The 15948-nt window shown below is 64.1% G+C and carries 19 protein-coding genes and 1 pseudogene; 9 read left to right on the top strand and 11 right to left on the bottom strand.

From position 1 onward, the window contains the following. Window positions 1-77: 77 nt before the first annotated feature. The 8 genes from CH283_RS23505 to CH283_RS23470 form a co-directional block, all read right to left on the bottom strand. The gene (locus CH283_RS23505; protein WP_094639414.1) at window positions 78-1715 is read right to left on the bottom strand and encodes a ParB/RepB/Spo0J family partition protein; all 1638 of its coding nucleotides are present in this window, start codon (window positions 1713-1715) and stop codon (window positions 78-80) included. Window positions 1716-1808: 93 nt separating this feature from the next. Continuing rightward, a complete protein-coding gene (locus CH283_RS23500) occupies window positions 1809-2093 on the bottom strand; it encodes a hypothetical protein (RefSeq protein ID WP_094622987.1) in 285 nt (94 codons plus the stop codon). 149 nt (window positions 2094-2242) lie between these two features. Beyond that, a complete protein-coding gene (locus tag CH283_RS23495; protein WP_094622986.1) occupies window positions 2243-2629 on the bottom strand; it encodes a hypothetical protein in 387 nt (128 codons plus the stop codon). 388 nt (window positions 2630-3017) lie between these two features. Further along, complete coding sequence (locus CH283_RS23485) at window positions 3018-3869, bottom strand: hypothetical protein (protein ID WP_094639412.1); 852 nt, start codon at window positions 3867-3869, stop codon at window positions 3018-3020. A gap of 65 nt (window positions 3870-3934) precedes the next feature. After that, a complete protein-coding gene (locus CH283_RS28095) occupies window positions 3935-4135 on the bottom strand; it encodes a hypothetical protein (RefSeq protein WP_141215300.1) in 201 nt (66 codons plus the stop codon). 2 nt (window positions 4136-4137) lie between these two features. Continuing rightward, entirely contained in the window at window positions 4138-4290 is a 153-nt protein-coding gene (locus tag CH283_RS28480; RefSeq protein ID WP_176460132.1) for a hypothetical protein, read from the bottom strand. A 41-nt stretch (window positions 4291-4331) separates the two neighbouring features. After that, window positions 4332-4718 carry a hypothetical protein gene (locus CH283_RS23475; protein WP_008720161.1) on the bottom strand — a complete coding sequence of 129 codons (387 nt, stop codon included), beginning with the start codon at window positions 4716-4718 and terminating at the stop codon, window positions 4332-4334. After that, on the bottom strand, window positions 4715-4915 hold the full coding sequence (locus CH283_RS23470) for a type II toxin-antitoxin system HicA family toxin (protein WP_008720157.1): 201 nt from the start codon (window positions 4913-4915) through the stop codon (window positions 4715-4717). The genes CH283_RS23475 and CH283_RS23470 overlap by 4 nt, the downstream gene beginning before the upstream one ends. A gap of 197 nt (window positions 4916-5112) precedes the next feature. On the opposite strand from CH283_RS23470, the gene CH283_RS23465 reads away from it, so the two are divergent. Further along, window positions 5113-5484 carry a histone-like nucleoid-structuring protein Lsr2 gene (locus CH283_RS23465; RefSeq protein WP_094639410.1) on the top strand — a complete coding sequence of 124 codons (372 nt, stop codon included), beginning with the start codon at window positions 5113-5115 and terminating at the stop codon, window positions 5482-5484. 174 nt (window positions 5485-5658) lie between these two features. Here the strand turns inward: CH283_RS23465 and CH283_RS23460 are convergent, their stop codons facing one another. From CH283_RS23460 to CH283_RS23450, 3 genes are all read right to left on the bottom strand, one after another. Further along, a complete protein-coding gene (locus CH283_RS23460) occupies window positions 5659-6420 on the bottom strand; it encodes a DUF4839 domain-containing protein (RefSeq protein ID WP_094639409.1) in 762 nt (253 codons plus the stop codon). A 169-nt stretch (window positions 6421-6589) separates the two neighbouring features. Continuing rightward, the gene (locus CH283_RS23455; protein ID WP_094639408.1) at window positions 6590-7531 is read right to left on the bottom strand and encodes a DUF2637 domain-containing protein; all 942 of its coding nucleotides are present in this window, start codon (window positions 7529-7531) and stop codon (window positions 6590-6592) included. Window positions 7532-7989: 458 nt separating this feature from the next. Continuing rightward, window positions 7990-8610, bottom strand: coding sequence for a recombinase family protein (locus CH283_RS23450; RefSeq protein WP_032390479.1), 621 nt, complete (start codon window positions 8608-8610; stop codon window positions 7990-7992). A gap of 600 nt (window positions 8611-9210) precedes the next feature. Here CH283_RS23450 and CH283_RS23440 point away from each other — a divergent pair. The 8 genes and pseudogenes from CH283_RS23440 to CH283_RS23405 all read left to right on the top strand — a co-directional run bounded on the left by CH283_RS23440 (window position 9211) and on the right by CH283_RS23405 (window position 15873). Further along, window positions 9211-11367: an MMPL family transporter gene (locus CH283_RS23440; protein WP_094639407.1), complete on the top strand. Its 2157-nt coding sequence runs from the start codon at window positions 9211-9213 to the stop codon at window positions 11365-11367. Window positions 11368-11395: 28 nt separating this feature from the next. Beyond that, entirely contained in the window at window positions 11396-11647 is a 252-nt protein-coding gene (locus CH283_RS23435; protein WP_094639406.1) for a YgaP-like transmembrane domain, read from the top strand. 42 nt (window positions 11648-11689) lie between these two features. Continuing rightward, entirely contained in the window at window positions 11690-12109 is a 420-nt protein-coding gene (locus CH283_RS23430; protein ID WP_094639405.1) for a DUF302 domain-containing protein, read from the top strand. Then, the gene (locus CH283_RS23425; protein ID WP_094639404.1) at window positions 12109-12882 is read left to right on the top strand and encodes a sulfite exporter TauE/SafE family protein; all 774 of its coding nucleotides are present in this window, start codon (window positions 12109-12111) and stop codon (window positions 12880-12882) included. Before CH283_RS23430 ends, CH283_RS23425 begins: the two co-directional genes overlap by 1 nt. Window positions 12883-12959: 77 nt before the next feature. Continuing rightward, window positions 12960-13229, top strand: a pseudogene (locus CH283_RS23420) (metal-sensitive transcriptional regulator). 56 nt (window positions 13230-13285) lie between these two features. Then, on the top strand, window positions 13286-14647 hold the full coding sequence (locus tag CH283_RS23415; RefSeq protein ID WP_094639403.1) for an MBL fold metallo-hydrolase: 1362 nt from the start codon (window positions 13286-13288) through the stop codon (window positions 14645-14647). Between the two features lie 73 nt (window positions 14648-14720). After that, the gene (locus CH283_RS23410; RefSeq protein ID WP_027494146.1) at window positions 14721-15143 is read left to right on the top strand and encodes a DUF6153 family protein; all 423 of its coding nucleotides are present in this window, start codon (window positions 14721-14723) and stop codon (window positions 15141-15143) included. A gap of 85 nt (window positions 15144-15228) precedes the next feature. Beyond that, entirely contained in the window at window positions 15229-15873 is a 645-nt protein-coding gene (locus CH283_RS23405; RefSeq protein WP_008720034.1) for a DUF305 domain-containing protein, read from the top strand. The last annotated feature ends 75 nt before the right edge of the window (window positions 15874-15948 follow it).

Below are 15948 nucleotides of genomic sequence, written 5' to 3'. Positions count from 1 at the left end.
GAACCGGAAAGGCCCCGGCCATCGGTGTGATGGCCGGGGCCTTCCTGTCGTGCTGGTTGCGAAGCTCCAGCGGATGGTCAAGCGTCGTCGACGGCGGCGTACGCGGCGTCGACGGTGATGTTGCCGATCGCGGCCTGCTCCACCGGGGTCAGGGTGTGCCCGCTGTCGGCGAGGAAGGTCAGGTAGCTGTCGATGCCGACCATGCCTCGGTAGTGCTTGGCGGAGAACCGCCAGTAGTCCTTGGCGTCCTGCGGCCCCGTCAGTCGGGCCTCGAACGCGGTGAGCACACGAGCAAGCAGCAATACCTCGGCGCGAGCGGGCGCGGCACCGGTGGCCTTACGGTCGACCTCGCCCAGCGGTGAACCCATGATCTCGCCGTACCGCTCCGAGCACTTGGATTCGGTGAACACGTCGCCATGAGCCGCCAGCGCGGTCACCATCCATTTGGTGGCGTTCTTCGGGGCGGTCTTGCCCGCGAGCAGACCGGTGAGGAACGCACGTCGGGCGTCGGTGGCGGTGGCTCCGGCACGGTTGAGGGCTTTCACCTTGCGGCGTTCTGCGCGTTCGGTCTCGATGCGTTCGGCTTCGGCGCGCGCGGCTGTGCGCTGCGCCGGGGTCAATCCGTCCTCGGTGCCAACGCCCTCTGCGGCGGCGGCGATCTTCTCGGGTGCGAGTTCGAGGCCGGCCGCAGAGACATGGTCGTGGCGCAGGAAGTACTCGTACCCCCAGGCGGTCACTTTCTCGACCGTGTTCGCGTGCCGTAGCTCCTCGTACGCCTCGGCGGCGTCGTCGTCCTCGGTGTCGAAGTCGATGTCGTCCTCGGCGACTTCCTCGCGGGTCGTCTTGTCGACCCAGACGGTGCCGGTCTCGTGGACGTAGACGTGCCACAAGTGCGGTGCGTGCTCCGGGGCGTCGGCCGGGACTGCCGCGCCGTCGGCGGTGCGCAGGTCCGCGAGTGAGTACCACTCCCCATCGCTGGTGGACGGTTCGTCGTGGAGCAACGTGAAGCCGAGTGCGATGTAATCGGCTGCGGCGAAGGTGGTCTCGGCGCGTTCGTCGATGCGGCGCTGGAGGGTGGCCAGGCGGTACTCGAAACCGAATCTGTTGTCGAAGATCTGCTCGATTGCCTCGGTGATCCACGGCTCCGCCTGTGCGGCGGCTTCGAGATCAGCAAGCAACGCAGCCCCTTCGAGGGTGAGTTGCCGGTCGTCGAGCTGGCGGCGAGCGCGCTCGGATCGTCCTGCTCGACCGGCCTTTTCGACGTACGACTTGGGGACGTGCAGTGCTGTCGCGACCTTCTGCACGTTCAGACCCAGGTCGAGCAGGCCCGTGACGGCGGCGGCGCGTTGCCCGGTGGTGAGGTCTTCGCGCTGGTCGTTGGATACGACCTGCTCGGTGATGCGTTCGATCCCTGCGGCCTTCTCGTCGTCGGACTGCTCGCGCACCATCACCGGTATCGAGGTGAGACCGGCTTCGCGGGCCCCGAGAGTTCTGCGCTGTCCGTCGTGGACGACCAGGGTTCCGTCGGCGCGGCGGACCGCCGAGACCGCCTGGAGGACACCGTGGGCGGCGATGGAGGCGACGAACTCGGGGTCGGCGGTGATGTCTACGCCGTCGCGGACGTTGGCGGTGATGTCGAGGGCGTGCGGGTCGGCGGCGACGAGGGTGTAGCCGGTCGAGGTCGGTGCCGATTGTGCAGCCATGGTGGTGGTCATGATCGTGGTCTCCCTGGTTAGTGTGTGCAGGTGAGGCACCGGGCAGATATCAGCTGCCCGGTGCCCGTTCGCAGGTGGAGGGTCGAGCGAGGGTCAGCGGTCGGCGGTCTTCACGACGGGTAGTTCCCAGATCGGATCTTCTGCACAGGGGTCGCTGATGTCGACCCATCGCCCGGTGACCGCGTATCCGCGACGGGCGAGCAGGACCTGCGCCGTGTCCGGGGTCCAGTCCATCGGTGCGTGCTTCTCGATGCCGGGCGCGTCGATGTATTCGACCTCGATGCCGCCCCGTCGGATGGACACTCCCAGGCCGCGTTCGGGGCGTTCGTCGCCGTATTCGGAGGTGACTGCCGTGAGGTTCTGCTCGGTTTCTCCCATGCCCCAACCTTACAGCGTCACGCTGTATTGTCAAGTCCTGCAACGGTTTTCGATTCCTGTGCGAATCCGAGCGGTCTCGTTGCGGGCGTCGAACGGCGGCACCATACCCACTCGATTCGCCTACAGCGCAGGATGATCGAGCCTGCGGCTCACGCCGGGTCGGTGCGGCGGGTGGGGTTCTCGATACGGGGGCGCAGGTTGTAGGTGTCGTACCACTGCTGGGCGGCTTGCTTGCTCATGCCGAGGATCTCGCCGATCTTCGACCATGGGACAGGCCGCTCCTGGGTCCGGAGGCGTCCGATGATGGCGTAGCGGTCGGCAATCATCGTCGAGGCGAGGAAGGCGTTGATCTCGAGTGCGTCGACATCGGAGACCGCGTCGTCCATGCGGCGTTGGGCGTTCACGGTCCACGTCCCGGCGTCCTTGCGCCCCTGCTCGTGGACCATCTCGGCTAGGTCGACGTCGACGAGAGCGTCCTTGTATTGGACGTAGAGTTCGGTCAGCTCGGTCGGGGTGAGGACCTTCTCCGATTCCATAACGTCAAGATATCTTGACGCATTCTGTCCGTCAACATATCTTGACGATTGCGCATGTTTCAGCTGACTGGGGTTGCGGCTTCGGCGGGGCACCACTGTTGATGGAGGCGAAGGAATCCCTTGCCGTTGCCGATCGGTATGTCGAAGCTCAGGCAGCAAATCCACTGTCCACGAGCGGTTTTCGCCCACGCATGAAGCAGTCCGGGCGATTTTGTATCCATCGCGAGTCCCTCCGAGCGGACCTTGAGAGGCGTCCCGTCGCGGAAGGATCCTCCGGAGGAGCCTGCCACGGTGAGCGCTATGTTGACCAGGACTCTCCGAGGTGGGTCGACGATGCGGCGCGTGGGGGGATCGAAGCTCACGGGCCAGTTCTCGTACAGGTCGGGGGTCATTGTGCGACTGCCAGCCGGTGCGGCCCATGTTCGGCGACTGCGTCGGCGGCCGCAGGGGTCCAGCGCAAGCCGTGTTCGCCGAACGTAGGTGCGGTGAGGGTGTAGCGGCCTGTGCGCTGGGTGATTCCGCGTCCGTGGACGGTGGTCTCGAGTGTGATCGAGCGGATGCGGCCCCTGCCTTGCTCGATGCCGCCGTAGCCGATGGGCCGAGAGGAAATCGTCAGATCGAGGCCGGGCATTCGACCGTCCGTGATCGCGAATATCCCTGCGTGAGTGCGGTTTCGGGCCAGCAGGGCACGTGCGCGGGTCGGTGGTACGTCGCGACCGTGGACGGTGCTGATGACCAGATCGATCCCATCGATGCAGATATTGGCGGCGTCGAGAGGGTCCGCTTGACCGGGGTCGATCAGGGCGATCTTCGACAAGTCCCCGCCGTGTTCGTGGACGGCGAGGAGCCCGAACTTGGGTTGACCGATCAGGACGACGTGGTGGCCGGCCGCGGTGGCGGTGGCGACGAGTCCGACGAGAATCGATCCGGCACCGGTGATCGACAGGGCCGTTCCACGAGCCAGTGCGCCGCGTGGGAGCAGTTCCGACAGCGGCGTGGGTACCGGCAGGGTTTTGAGGGTTCGTGAGCGCACGGGGCCGCTCAGGGCCCGCTCATCGCCGTCGGTCGCGGCGGCCTGCGCGTTCGGCTGCGAGGGGGCGAATGCGGGCGAGTCGTCGGAGTCGACTGGTGCGTGGTCGCGGCGTCCGGGGATCGCGGCCATGCTGCGGCGGAGAGCGGCGAGCTGTGCAGCCTTGTCCAGGTTGGTCAGGTCGGGGATCGTGTCGGCGGTACCGGCCATGAGTGCGACCTTTCGCCGAACGGATCAGTGCCCTCAATCTATGCGAACATACGTTCGATGTCGAACTACCTGCGTACGTTCGTAGCTGGCCCTGGTTCGCGAACCCTGGCGGCGTTCACGAGGTGGTCGAGGGAGAGTTCGGGGTCGGCCGTCAGGTGGCGATGTTCGGCGAGCAGACGCCTGACGTGATCGAGGTCCGCGCGCACGATCGGGTCGTCGGGGTCGTAGCCCTCGTCGATGATGGCCGCGCGTTCTTCTGGGTCCATGTCTAGTTCGACGCGGCGGCGTCGGGCGCGGTTCCCGTGTCATAGATCAGGTCGTCAGAGCCGTCGTAGCGGTAGGCCCGCTGTCCGCTGGGGAGCGTCACCCATCCGGCCTGTCCGTGATCGGGATTCGGATCGAAACTGCGGTCGCTGGTCATGGGATCAGTATCTCGTTCGCCGTGCCTGCACGGTCGGGTGGTCAGCTGTTGACGAGTTGGCTGGCGCGCTGAAAGGTCACGCCGAGTAGCGATCCGATATCTCGGACGGGTACCTGAGCGGTGGCGAGCTTCTTCGCGAAGGCCTCGGTGCTGGCTTTGACGCGGGCTTCGTCCTCGGCCAGACGTGCTCGCTGTGTCGCAATCTCGGCAATGCGGACCGCGAGATCCTCTCCCCCGGGTTCGAGTTCGATGTGCTGCTCGATCTCGACATCGGCGAGGGCGACTCCGGTTTCGAGGGCGATCAGTTCTTTCGCCGCGGTGGGGACATCGTCGATGCGACGGGCCTGAGTGAGGGCGTCGAGTTCGGGGACAGCGATCATCCACCACTTGCCATCTCGGGTGACCGACACCGTGTAGGTCTTGTTCACTGCTGCGCCTCCTTCATGGCTGCGAGGATCTTGCGGTAGACGCCGGGCGAGATCGTCCGGTGCCCATCGGGCACAGTCACTTTGACTGCGCCATCGGCCGAGACCCACGTACTGTGCGAGCCGACCGTGCGGACCGAAGTGAACCCAGCCGCCTTGAGGGCCTTGACCACTTTCCGCGTGGGCTGCTCGGTAACCATGACTTTAGTCTAGTTTATTGGACACTTTCTAGTCAAGTCGACTAGACGAAATATAGCCGAGTAGCGGTGCTGTGGTCGACACGGAGGAAGTGCCTATTCCGAATTTCCTCATCCGGTTCATCTGCCTGCGAATTCGGTCCGGTTAGGGTGGTCATCGACAGCAATGTGTTTCCATTCGAGAGAGGCCGCATCGAACCGTGGCGAAAAAAGTATTCACTCAATTGGTCGACGATATCGACGGCTCGGTCATCGACGACGAATCAGGCGAGACGATCGAATTCTCCGTCAATGGTGTCGACTACCTCGTTGACCTTAAGGCGAAGAACGCCAGCGAGTTTCACCGGAAGATCGGCTACTACATCGAGCACGCAACCCGGGTCGGCGGGCGTAAGCGTCGACACTCCCCCACCTCCACGCCTCCATCTGCTGCACCCTCGAACAGCGGGGCCACACGTGATCCGGCTCAGACCAGAGCGATCCGGCAATGGGCCGCAGACAATGGTTACGAAATCAACGATCGCGGCCGCATTCCCGCTGCGATCGAAGAAGCGTTCAACGCTGCACACTGACGTAATCGGCCTCGTCGGCCGGTTTTCTCCTCTGCCCTACACCAACCGGCCTCCCGATTTGCTCACGAAACGACTGCGCGAGATCAAAGCCAGGCCGTGCGTGCGCTGCGGGCATGTGTGCCGGGATCCTGTTCTGCGCAGGCAAGACTCTCTGATCTTTGGTTCGAGTTCGAGTTAGCGGACGGCAGTGGTAACCGGATCGAGAAGGAACAGGCACTGCTGCTCCACGTAGCGGTCGACCTCCGCCGTGACGCCAAGGTTCGTTCCGACGCCAATAGTGTCTGGCACCGAGCCGATCCAGTTGAGGTCGTAGCTGGTGTTCTCATCACGGAACTGGAAACTTGGCCCGGGCTGCGAGAAGGTTTCGCTGAAGTCGCCGGCGTTGATGAGGATGTCGTGTCTGGTACTCGCGCCCTCGTGAGGTCCCATCGCGACGATGCTGCCCGGGAACGAGATTGTCTGACCTCGATGAGCCGCAGCGAACGCTGCGATGTCAGGCGAGCAAGTGTCGGTCAATGCGAGCAGGGCCGCGAACTCCGGACTGTTCTCCGACGTGAGAACAACGTCGTCAGGCAACGGCGATGGTGTAGGCGTCGCCGTGGCCATCGATTCCGGGGACGGTTGCTCGTTCGGGGCCGCTACCTCACTGGGCGCAGGACTGGCAGTTTCCGCAGGGCCGGTATCTCTTTCGCCGATAATGCCGATGGTGAAGATGACCGCGAGCGCAAGCGCGAACACGCCGCCACCGACAATCAAAAGGCCCCGACGAGACTTGGGTGCCGGGCGTCGGAACGTGATCTCCGTCCGGATCTTCGCGGGTACCTGAGAGACAACCTCCCAGCCTTCACTTTCCCACTTTTCGATGGTCCGCGACTCCATGCCGCGAACCGCGCGGACCGTCTTAGTCTCATAAGTGATTTCGGTGTCCGTTGTCATGCGTCAGCTCCAAGATCTTCGCCGGAACGTCACCGGACTCGCGAGGACCCTACCGAACGACAACGCTGAAGTGACCGGCGGCACTGAGGACTCGGTGCAACCGTGTCGAGTGGAATAGGTCTCAACTTCGCCAGCAGAAGTGTGCGCGTCGCAGTGGCTCGATTCTCGGTCAGCGACTTGAACCTACGAAGTCACGACCGGTGTCCATCGGGGCGTACTCGTCGTCGACTCGGTCGTCCGTGCCCGCTTCATCGATGCCTGGGCTCTGGTCTTGGCCGGGGTCGGTGGTGTGCGTGTGGTTGGCTGCGAGGGGGGTTGCGGTGCTGCGTTCGCTGGCGATGTTCTGCTGGACCTGTGTCCAGGTCTTGATGTGTCGAGAGACGGTCGAGGTGTGCAGCTCGAGGTGGCGGGCGATGTCACTCAACGACCAGTCGGGGTGCGCGAGGTAGAGGTCGACGCTGGTCCACACGGCGGGCTTGAGCAGGCCGTTATCGAGGTCCTCGTCTATCCCGGCGAGCGCCGATCCTGCTGTTGCGCTGTACTGTTCGCTCTCCACGCGATCGATTGGGTATTCGATGCGAACTGTCTCGGTGGCCGTATCGAAGGATTGGGGGGTCTCGATCGTGGTTGCGGCACGGCGGCGGGGTGCGCGGAGCACGACAGCGACGATCTCGCTCATCGTGAGGACCATCGCGGGCGCTAATGCTGCTATTGCCGCTGCGACGGCGGCGTTGAGGACGGTTGCGGTCAGGACGGCGTGATAGGCGTTGCCTGCGATGGACAGGATCGCCGAGACGGTCAGCACTGCCACGACGAGTCGCCGGCCTCTTTTGGTGGCGGCGTCGGTGTGTTGAGAGAGGGCGATCCGGATGACGGCGGCGGCGAGGATCGGGCCGTCGAGAGCGACGGGGATGACCCAGGCATCGGCCGGGTGGATGCCGGCCATGACGGCGAGGTCGAGCAGGGTGGAGAAGGAGAGCTTGAAGGATGCTGCGCCGACGACGATGGCGATGGCCAGGCCGGTGATCAGGGCACCGGTCAGGACGCGGGGGTGGATGTCGAGGGTGTCCTCGCTGGTGGGGTCGTGGTCGGGGGTATTAGCGTTGTTCATTGATCGCAGGTCCGTTCTGTGATCGACCGGCCCCGGCGGTGTTGGAGCACTGTCGGGGCCTTCGCGGTCGGATGATGTAATTCGGTGTGGCCACAGATGCGCGAGGAGATCGCAGATCTCTGCGCTTCTGTTGCGCGGTCGGGGAAATGGACGTCGCGGCCGAAGTCATTGCATTACAACCGCTTCGGCGGGTGGGGTCTACCGCCTGGGCCGAGCAGGGCCAGCAGCCTTGGCATCGGCGGCGGTCCAGCCGTGCACGCCGGCTGGGCGGCACTCGTCGTGATAGACCGGATCGGCCGGCACCGAATTCGCTGGAGTCTCGGAGTGCCACTGGTCGCACCAGGCGCACTGTGCGACCACCCGTTCGGCGGTCATGAAGTCGCCTCGGCGGCAAGGCCGAACTGAGCGCCACCGGTCGTGTCGGTGGTGTGGCGATGGGCGTGGGTGCTCATTGTGTGTCAGCTCCTGGCGGTTGTGGCGCGGGGTGTGGGTGCTCCGTCGCGTTGCTCGCGGGCCCGAATGAGGGCTGCGTAGACGGCTGATCGGCTCAGGCCGTACAGCTCCATGAGTTTCACGGCACCGAACTCGCCGGATTCGTAGTCCTTGAGGATACGTTCGTGTTGCAGTGCAGTGAGTTTGGGCTTGCGTCCGGTCATCCGGCCCTGCTCTTTGGCGATCGCGACGCCCTCACGGGTGCGTGCGCGAGTCAGGTCGGCCTCGAACTCGGCCATCGCGCCGAGAACAGTGAAGAACATCTTGCTCGACGGATCACCTGGACTGTAGACCTGGCCACCGTAGATCAACCGTGCACCTTTGGCATCGAGCTCGGTGACGATCGCATTGAGGTCGGTCACCGACCGACCGAGTCTGTCGAGCTTGGTGACCACCAAAGTGTCCCCCTCCCCCACTGCCGCGAGAGCTTCGGTGAGACCGGGCCGCTCGCGATTGCGCCCGGTGTATCCGCGGTCGGTGTAGATGTTGCCGGTGTCGACGCCCATCTTGCGAAGGGCTGTGCGCTGCGCTCGTAGATCCTGTCCTCGTGTGGAGCATCGGGCGTACCCGATCAGGTTTTCGTCCACCTGAAGCCCTTCGTCTCGGAATCTGCGATCAAACTGGGATTACTTACAACACTATCTATCAAGACACCGACAAGCTGGTCCGAGCGTCGACCGATGTCAGTTTCAGAAGTCAGCTGCACTTGTTCAGAAGTGGGTGTCATACAGCCACTGTTAAAGGTAGACCTGTAGTCCGTCTCGAGCAGTCGCGGTCTTCCTACACGAAATGCGAACGTTCCCCTTTCGCCCGCGGCGGTGAACCTTCCCATTCATCACCCTCGCATCGATGATTTATACCCCTAGGGGTACTTGCATACCCCCCTAGGTATATGCAACAGTAGGTACACCCCGCCAGGAAGGATTGCCATGTGCTACCCCGTCGCATGCCCGACATGCGGTAAGACCACCTGGGCCGGCTGCGGGCGCCACATCGACAGCGTCATGAAGAATGTCCCACGGCCGCAGCAGTGCACCTGCTCGTCGAGCGAGGCACCCGATCAGCTAGGCGCACCGGCTTTTTTCACTCCCTGTTTCATCGCTGACACCTCACCTTTAAGTCTTCGAGGAAGCTTTTGGGCCTTCGTGGCCTTGTCATATACCCCCACCCGTATTTAGGAGAATGCTATGTCCGTTCCCGCTACCGCGGCGGCTACCGACCGACACGACCGTGACCGGCCACCTGCACCTGGCGCACTCGGCCGCCTGGGGAGCGCGATGGTCACGCGTCGCCGCTGGGTGTTCGGTATCTGGCTGATCACCCTAATCGCCCTTGGATCAGCTGCACCAACGGTGTTTTCGTCGTTGGCCGGGGCCGGCTGGCAGGCCAACGGATCCGAATCCGTCCAGGTACGCGAACTCGCCCAGCAGCATTTCGGCGGCAACTCCTCTGCAGCAGTGCAGGTCGTCGTTCACTCCGACACCGCCTCGATCGACGACCCGGCGATGCAGCAGACACTCACCGACGTCGCGGCTGTGTTCGACAGCGACACCCGCTTCGGCGAGATCGTCGCCCCCCAGCCGGGCATGACCATCAGCCCCGACCGTCACACCGGCATCCTCATCGCCGGCGCAGACGCGAGTACCGACGACATGGTCAAAGCCGTCGACGAGGTCAAAGGCGAGCTGACCGCACTGTCCGGTGACGGCATCGAGGTCTACCCCACCGGGTCGTCAGCACTGTGGTCGGACTTCAACAAAGCCAACCACGACGCGATGATCCAGGCCGAATTGTTCTCGTGGCCGGTCACTTTGGCGATCATGGTGCTCGCCTTCGGCTCCCTCGTCGCCGCGGGTCTGCCGCTGCTGCTGACCGTCGCCGGTCTGGTCGCCTCTGCCGGCGGACTCGTTCTGCTCAACGGCGTCACCCCGATCTCGGTGTGGGCGATGAACTTCGCGATGATGTTCGCCCTCGCCCTCGGAATCGACTACGCCCTGTTCATCGTCGCCAGGTTCCGCGACGCACTGCGCAACGCCGATCCACGTGCCGCCGTCGCCGAAACCATGGACACCGCAGGCAAAGCCGTGGTCCTATCCGGTCTGACGGTCCTGGTAAGCCTCTCGGCCGTCCTGCTCGTTCCCGCACCGGCGGTGCGCACCATGGCCGTAGGCATCATGCTCGCTGTCACATTCGTGCTGATCGCCACCATGACCCTGCTCCCCGCAACCCTGGGTGCGCTCGGCTCCAAGGTCAACGCCGCGTCCCTGCCCTACGCCAAGCGTCAGCAGCACCGCTCCCCGAAGTTCGCGGCGTGGGGTGAGTTGCTGCACAAGCATCCCTGGCCTTTCGCGCTGGTGTCCGTGGGCATCCTCATCGCGCTGGCTCTTCCGGTCCTCGGACTGAAAGTGGCGATGCCCTCGATCGCCGTCGTTCCCGAGGACGCGCCGGTCCGGCAGGGTTACGAGCTCGTCCAGGCTCAGTTCGGTGCCGGCGCACCCGGCGCACTGCAGATCGTCGTCCCCTCTTCCGACGCAGCCGCGACGGCCACCGCGGCAAGCAGCGTCGACGGGATCTCGATGGTCACCCCACCCCAACCTGCGTCCGATGGCTCGAACTACTCACTGCTACAGGCGTTTCCCACTGTGGACCCCTCGGACGAGAGAATGGGCACCATCCTCGGTGACCTACGCGCAGAACTCCCGGAGTCGGCGTTGGTCGGCGGGGCGCCGGCGGAGAACCTCGATCTGCAGCAGGCTCTGAACGACTACCTACCGCTGGTGATCGGCATCATTCTGGCCCTCGGGTTCGTTCTGCTGCTCGTTGCACTCCAAGCACCGCTGATCGCGATCCTCGGCACCGCCGTCAGTCTGCTCTCGACCGCGGCAGCGTTCGGGGTCGCGAAGCTGATCTTCCAGGACGGGCACGGTGCGTCACTGCTCGGCTTCACCCCGCAAGGCTTCCTCGACGGCTGGGGTCCGGTGTTCTTCTTCGCGATGATCTTCGCCATCGCCATGGACTACACCGTGTTCCTGCTCGCCACCGCGAAAGAGCACTACGAGAAGACCGGGGACCCGAAGGCAGCTCAGGTCGACGGGCTCGCGCACTCCGGCCGGGTCATCTTCGCCGCCGCCGCGGTGATGGTCGCCGTGTTCTTCACCTTCGCACTGTCCGATCCGCTCCCACCGAAAGAGATGGGCATCATTCTCGGTGTCGCGGTACTGCTCGATGCCTTCCTGATCAGGCTGATCCTGCTGCCGGTCTTGCTGCGTCTGACCGGTCACGCCGCATGGTGGTCACCGGCTTGGCTGCGCAAGGTGCTGCCGTCGATCAGCTTCTCTCACTGACACCCTCACCACACCGAACGGAGCACTGATGATCGATCCGAACACAACCCACTCGGCGGCATTCACAGGATGGCCGATCGAACGTATCGTCCCCGCCCTTGCTGCCGGTGTCACCGCCACCGGTCTGGCACTCGGCGAATTACACGCACCGCAGTGGCGACTACTGAGCGCGTTCGCTGCCGCGAACCTCGCCCTCTACGCAGCGGTCGGCTGGTGTCCGGCGAGCGCACTCCTCAGCCGGGTCGGCGTGCCGAGTATTCGTCGGCCCCTGAACGGGTAGACCTACATCACCGCAGTTTGATAATCGAAAGGAATTTCCCTCATGAACATCGCACTCTCGACCACCCTGACCGACACCGACTTCGCCACCGCAGTCGACTCCGTCAAAGCAGCCCTGTCCGATCAGGGATTCGGTGTTCTCACCGAAATCGACATGCAGGCCACGTTGAAGGCCAAACTCGACGAGGACATGGAGCAGTATCTGATCCTCGGTGCCTGCAATCCCACCCTCGCGCACCGCGCCGTCGGAGTCATGCGCCAGATCGGGTTGCTGCTGCCGTGCAATGTCGTCGTCCGCGCCGACACGAGCGCACCCGGATCGATCATCGTCGAAGCCATGAACCCCGACATCATGGTACAAGCGACAGGCGAACCAGCACTCTCCGACGTCGCCGCCGAGGCCACCACCAAGCTCCAGGCCGCTATCGACGCACTCGGTGGCCAGGACACAGCACACAGCTGATGACCCTGACGCTGGCCCTGGTTCTCGGCGTCGCCGTCGGCATCCTGCTCGGTCTCCTCGGCGGCGGTGGGTCGATCGTCGCCGTCCCGGTTCTGGTCTACGCCCTCGACCTGCCCCTGGCGGAGGCGATACCGACCTCGTTGCTGGTGATCGGTGTCGCCTCGGCGACCGGGGCCATCCCCAAGGTGCGGGCGAAGCTCGTCGAGTGGCGACTGGCGGCGATCTTCGCGGCCACCGGTATCGTCGGCACCCTGGTCGGCAGCGCCCTGGGAAGACATCTGCCCGAGGCCGCCGTGATGATCGGCTTCGCGATCGTCATGATCATCGCCGGGGCGCGGATGCTGGGAAGCACCGACGATGTCGGAACTGCCTGCAAAACAGGGAATTCCGGGATCGACTGGCGGCGGTGCGCACCACGGTCCATCCCGACCGGGTTCGGCGTCGGAGTCCTCACCGGACTGTTCGGCGTCGGCGGAGGATTCCTGATCATCCCCGCACTCGTGCTGCTGTTGGGAATCGAGATGAGTGTCGCCGTCGGAACATCGCTGGTGGTCATCGTCGCCAACTCCGCCGCCGGACTGATCGCTCAGGCCGACGGGCTCGGCGGGAACTGGCCGCTGACAGCCGCGTTCGCCGGTGCGGCGATCGCAGGCTCGCTGGTCGCCGGGCGACTGAGCACACGCATCGACACCGACAAGCTGCGCACGTGGTTCGCCTACCTGGTGTTCGCCGTCGCAGGCTACGTACTTGTCGACACACTCTTTCTTTCATGACCGGACGCACACACCGACCCGATGCCCCCAGGGGTAATCTGGAACGACTACCACCCCCACACCATCAGGAGATCGCAATGGTCGGCGACGAAGACAGCATCGCATTGGTACTCAACCGTCTGCGCCGCGCACACGGCCAGCTCGCCGGAGTGATCGGCATGATCGAGAACGGACGCGACTGCAAAGACGTCGTCACCTAACTCGCCGCAGTGTCCCGCGCCCTCGACAAAGCCGGCTTCAAGATCGTCGCCACCGGCCTCCGCGAATGCATGACCGGCGAGACCGCCGACAACAAAGAACCCATGACCGAAGCGGAACTGGAAAAACTCTTCCTCGCACTGGCCTGAACGACACATTTCACGTCAGAAACGAGGCCGACCCGACAACACCGTAGGAGTACCCCATGAGCACGACCGATCCAGATATCGCCATCATCGAAACCTCGAGCCTGGGCGACCGCAGTTACCTGGTCAGCCACGACGGCATCGCCGTTGTGATCGATCCCCAACGTGACATCGACCGCGTCCTGGCATTGGCAGCGGAGAAGAACGCCACCATCACCCACGTACTCGAAACCCACATCCACAACGACTACGTCACCGGCGGCCTCGAACTCGCACGCGCCACCGGAGCCGAATACGTTGTGCCCGAGGGTGACCCGGTCGAATTCGAGCGACGGGCAGTGGGGGACGGCGATGTCGTCGACGCGGGATCGGCGACGTTTCAGGTCATGCACACCCCGGGCCATACACATCATCACGTCAGCTACGTACTGCAACTCGGAGACGAACCGATCGCGATCTTCACCGGCGGCTCGATGCTCTACGGATCCACCGGCCGCACCGACCTACTCGGCTCCGAACACACCGACGAGCTCACCCATGCCCAGTTCCACTCGGTCCGTCGAATCGCCGCCGAACTCCCCGCCGACGTCGAGGTCTACCCCACCCACGGATTCGGTAGCTTCTGCTCCGCGACCCCCACCAGCGGCGACTCGTCGACCATCGGTGAACAGCAACAGTCCAATCCCGCGCTGACCCAGGACGAACAAACCTACGTCGACGAGTTGATCGCAGGACTGTCGGCCTACCCCGCGTACTACGCCCACATGGGCGTCATCAACACCGAAGGCCCCGCACCGATCGACCTGTCCACCCCAGAACCCGTCGACCCCGACGAACTACGCCGCCGCATCGACGACGGACAATGGGTCGTCGACCTCCGCGCACGCACCGCCTTCGCTGCCGGACATCTCGACGGTTCCCTCGGCTTCGAGCTGTCGACGACATTCGTCACCTACCTCGGCTGGCTCTACCAGTGGGGTGCGCCGCTGACCTTGATCGGCGACACATCCGATCAAATCGACGAGGCCACAAGGGAGTTGGCACGTATCGGCATCGACCACCCCTCCGGCTCCGCTGTCGGAGAGATTCATTCGCTCGCCAGCGACGGGCGCGTACGGTCCTACGAAGTGTCCGACTTCGCCGGACTCGCCGCAGAGGACTCGGACATTGCAGTGCTCGACACCCGTCAACAGTCCGAATACGCGGACGGCCACATCCCCGGTGCGATCAACATTCCCCTCCACGAACTGCCGCACCGACTCGCAGAAGTTCCCGACGGCAAAGTGTGGGTGCACTGCGCCTCCGGCTATCGCGCCTCGATCGCGGCCTCACTACTCGACCGGGAACATCGCAGCGTGGTGCTCATCGACGACGACTACAACCGCGCAACAGATCTCGGACTCGACACCTCGAAGACATGACGAAATGCTTCGACGACCGAACGCGACGAGACAGGCGTACCCCCAGGGGGTATATGTTGGTATCATCGGCCGCATGCACTCAGTGAATCGGCACGGTCGACGGGGCACAGCTCCGACGGCAGCTTTACTGATTGCACTGACGGTGTTCGGTGTCCTGTTGATGCATTCGGTGACACCGATGTCGATGCCCGTGACCGGCTCGATGTCCACATCGATGAGCGGCGGCCATGCCTCGTTCGCAGCACCGTCCCACACGGACGCCACGGTTCCGGTGATGACCGGGGAACATGACTGCCCGTCGGGGCACCAGATGATGCATCCCTGCGTCGGCACGACGGTGTCGTGGCCCGCGCTGACGGTCCCGGCGATGAGCGCAGCCCTCGACCTGGCGCCGACATCGGTGAACCGGATCATTGGACGGGCCGACTCCACGCTTGAGCGTGCGCCGCCGTGGACGTTATGGGAGTTGGACAGATCGGTGACCTTGCGAGTGTGACAGGGAGCCCGGCAGACGCGTGTCTGTCGGCGGATCGAACGACATCCAATTCTCTGCACTACCCACTCTTGCAAGGAGTTTCCTCATGCGTACCAAAGTCATTGCCTCGATCGCTGCTGCCGCCGCGAGCGCGTTCCTCGTCGTCGGCTGTAGCGACAACGCGGCCGATTCGTCGATGGACGGCCATGCGATGGGATCGATGTCCTCGGCACCGATGTCCTCGGCCCAAGCAAGCGCGTCCGCAGAGTTCAACGATGCCGACGTGATGTTCGCGCAGATGATGTACCCGCATCACGCCCAAGCAGTCGAGATGGCCGACATGGCGAACGGCCGCACCGACAACCCGGAGGTGCTGTCGCTGGCATCGGCGATCGCCGCCGCGCAACAGCCCGAGATGGACCAGATGACCACCTGGCTCACCGAGTGGGGCCAGCCCATGCCCGACATGGACAGGGGTGACATGGGTGACATGGGTGACATGGGCGGGATGGACCACAGCTCCGGCAGCGGCATGATGACCGCTCAGGACATGGACGCGTTGATGGCAGCGTCGGGACCGGAATTCGACCGCCAGTGGTTGACGATGATGATCGCCCACCACACCGGCGCCATCGAGATGGCCAACACCGAAATCGCAGACGGTTCCAATCCTGACGCCCTGGAGATGGCCCGCACCATCGTCGCCACCCAGCAGCAGGAAATCGACACCATGCAGCGGCTGCTCGGCTGACCCGGCCCGCTATAGACAACGATGGCCGCATCCTCTCCGGCGGAGAAGGTGCGGCCATCAACGTTCCACAATTGT

The sequence above is a fragment of the Rhodococcus sp. 05-2254-2 genome, assembly GCF_002259095.1.
GTDB lineage: Bacteria > Actinomycetota > Actinomycetes > Mycobacteriales > Mycobacteriaceae > Rhodococcoides.
The sequence above is the reverse complement of the archived record's forward strand: the minus strand, read 5'-3'. Positions and strand labels throughout refer to the sequence as shown.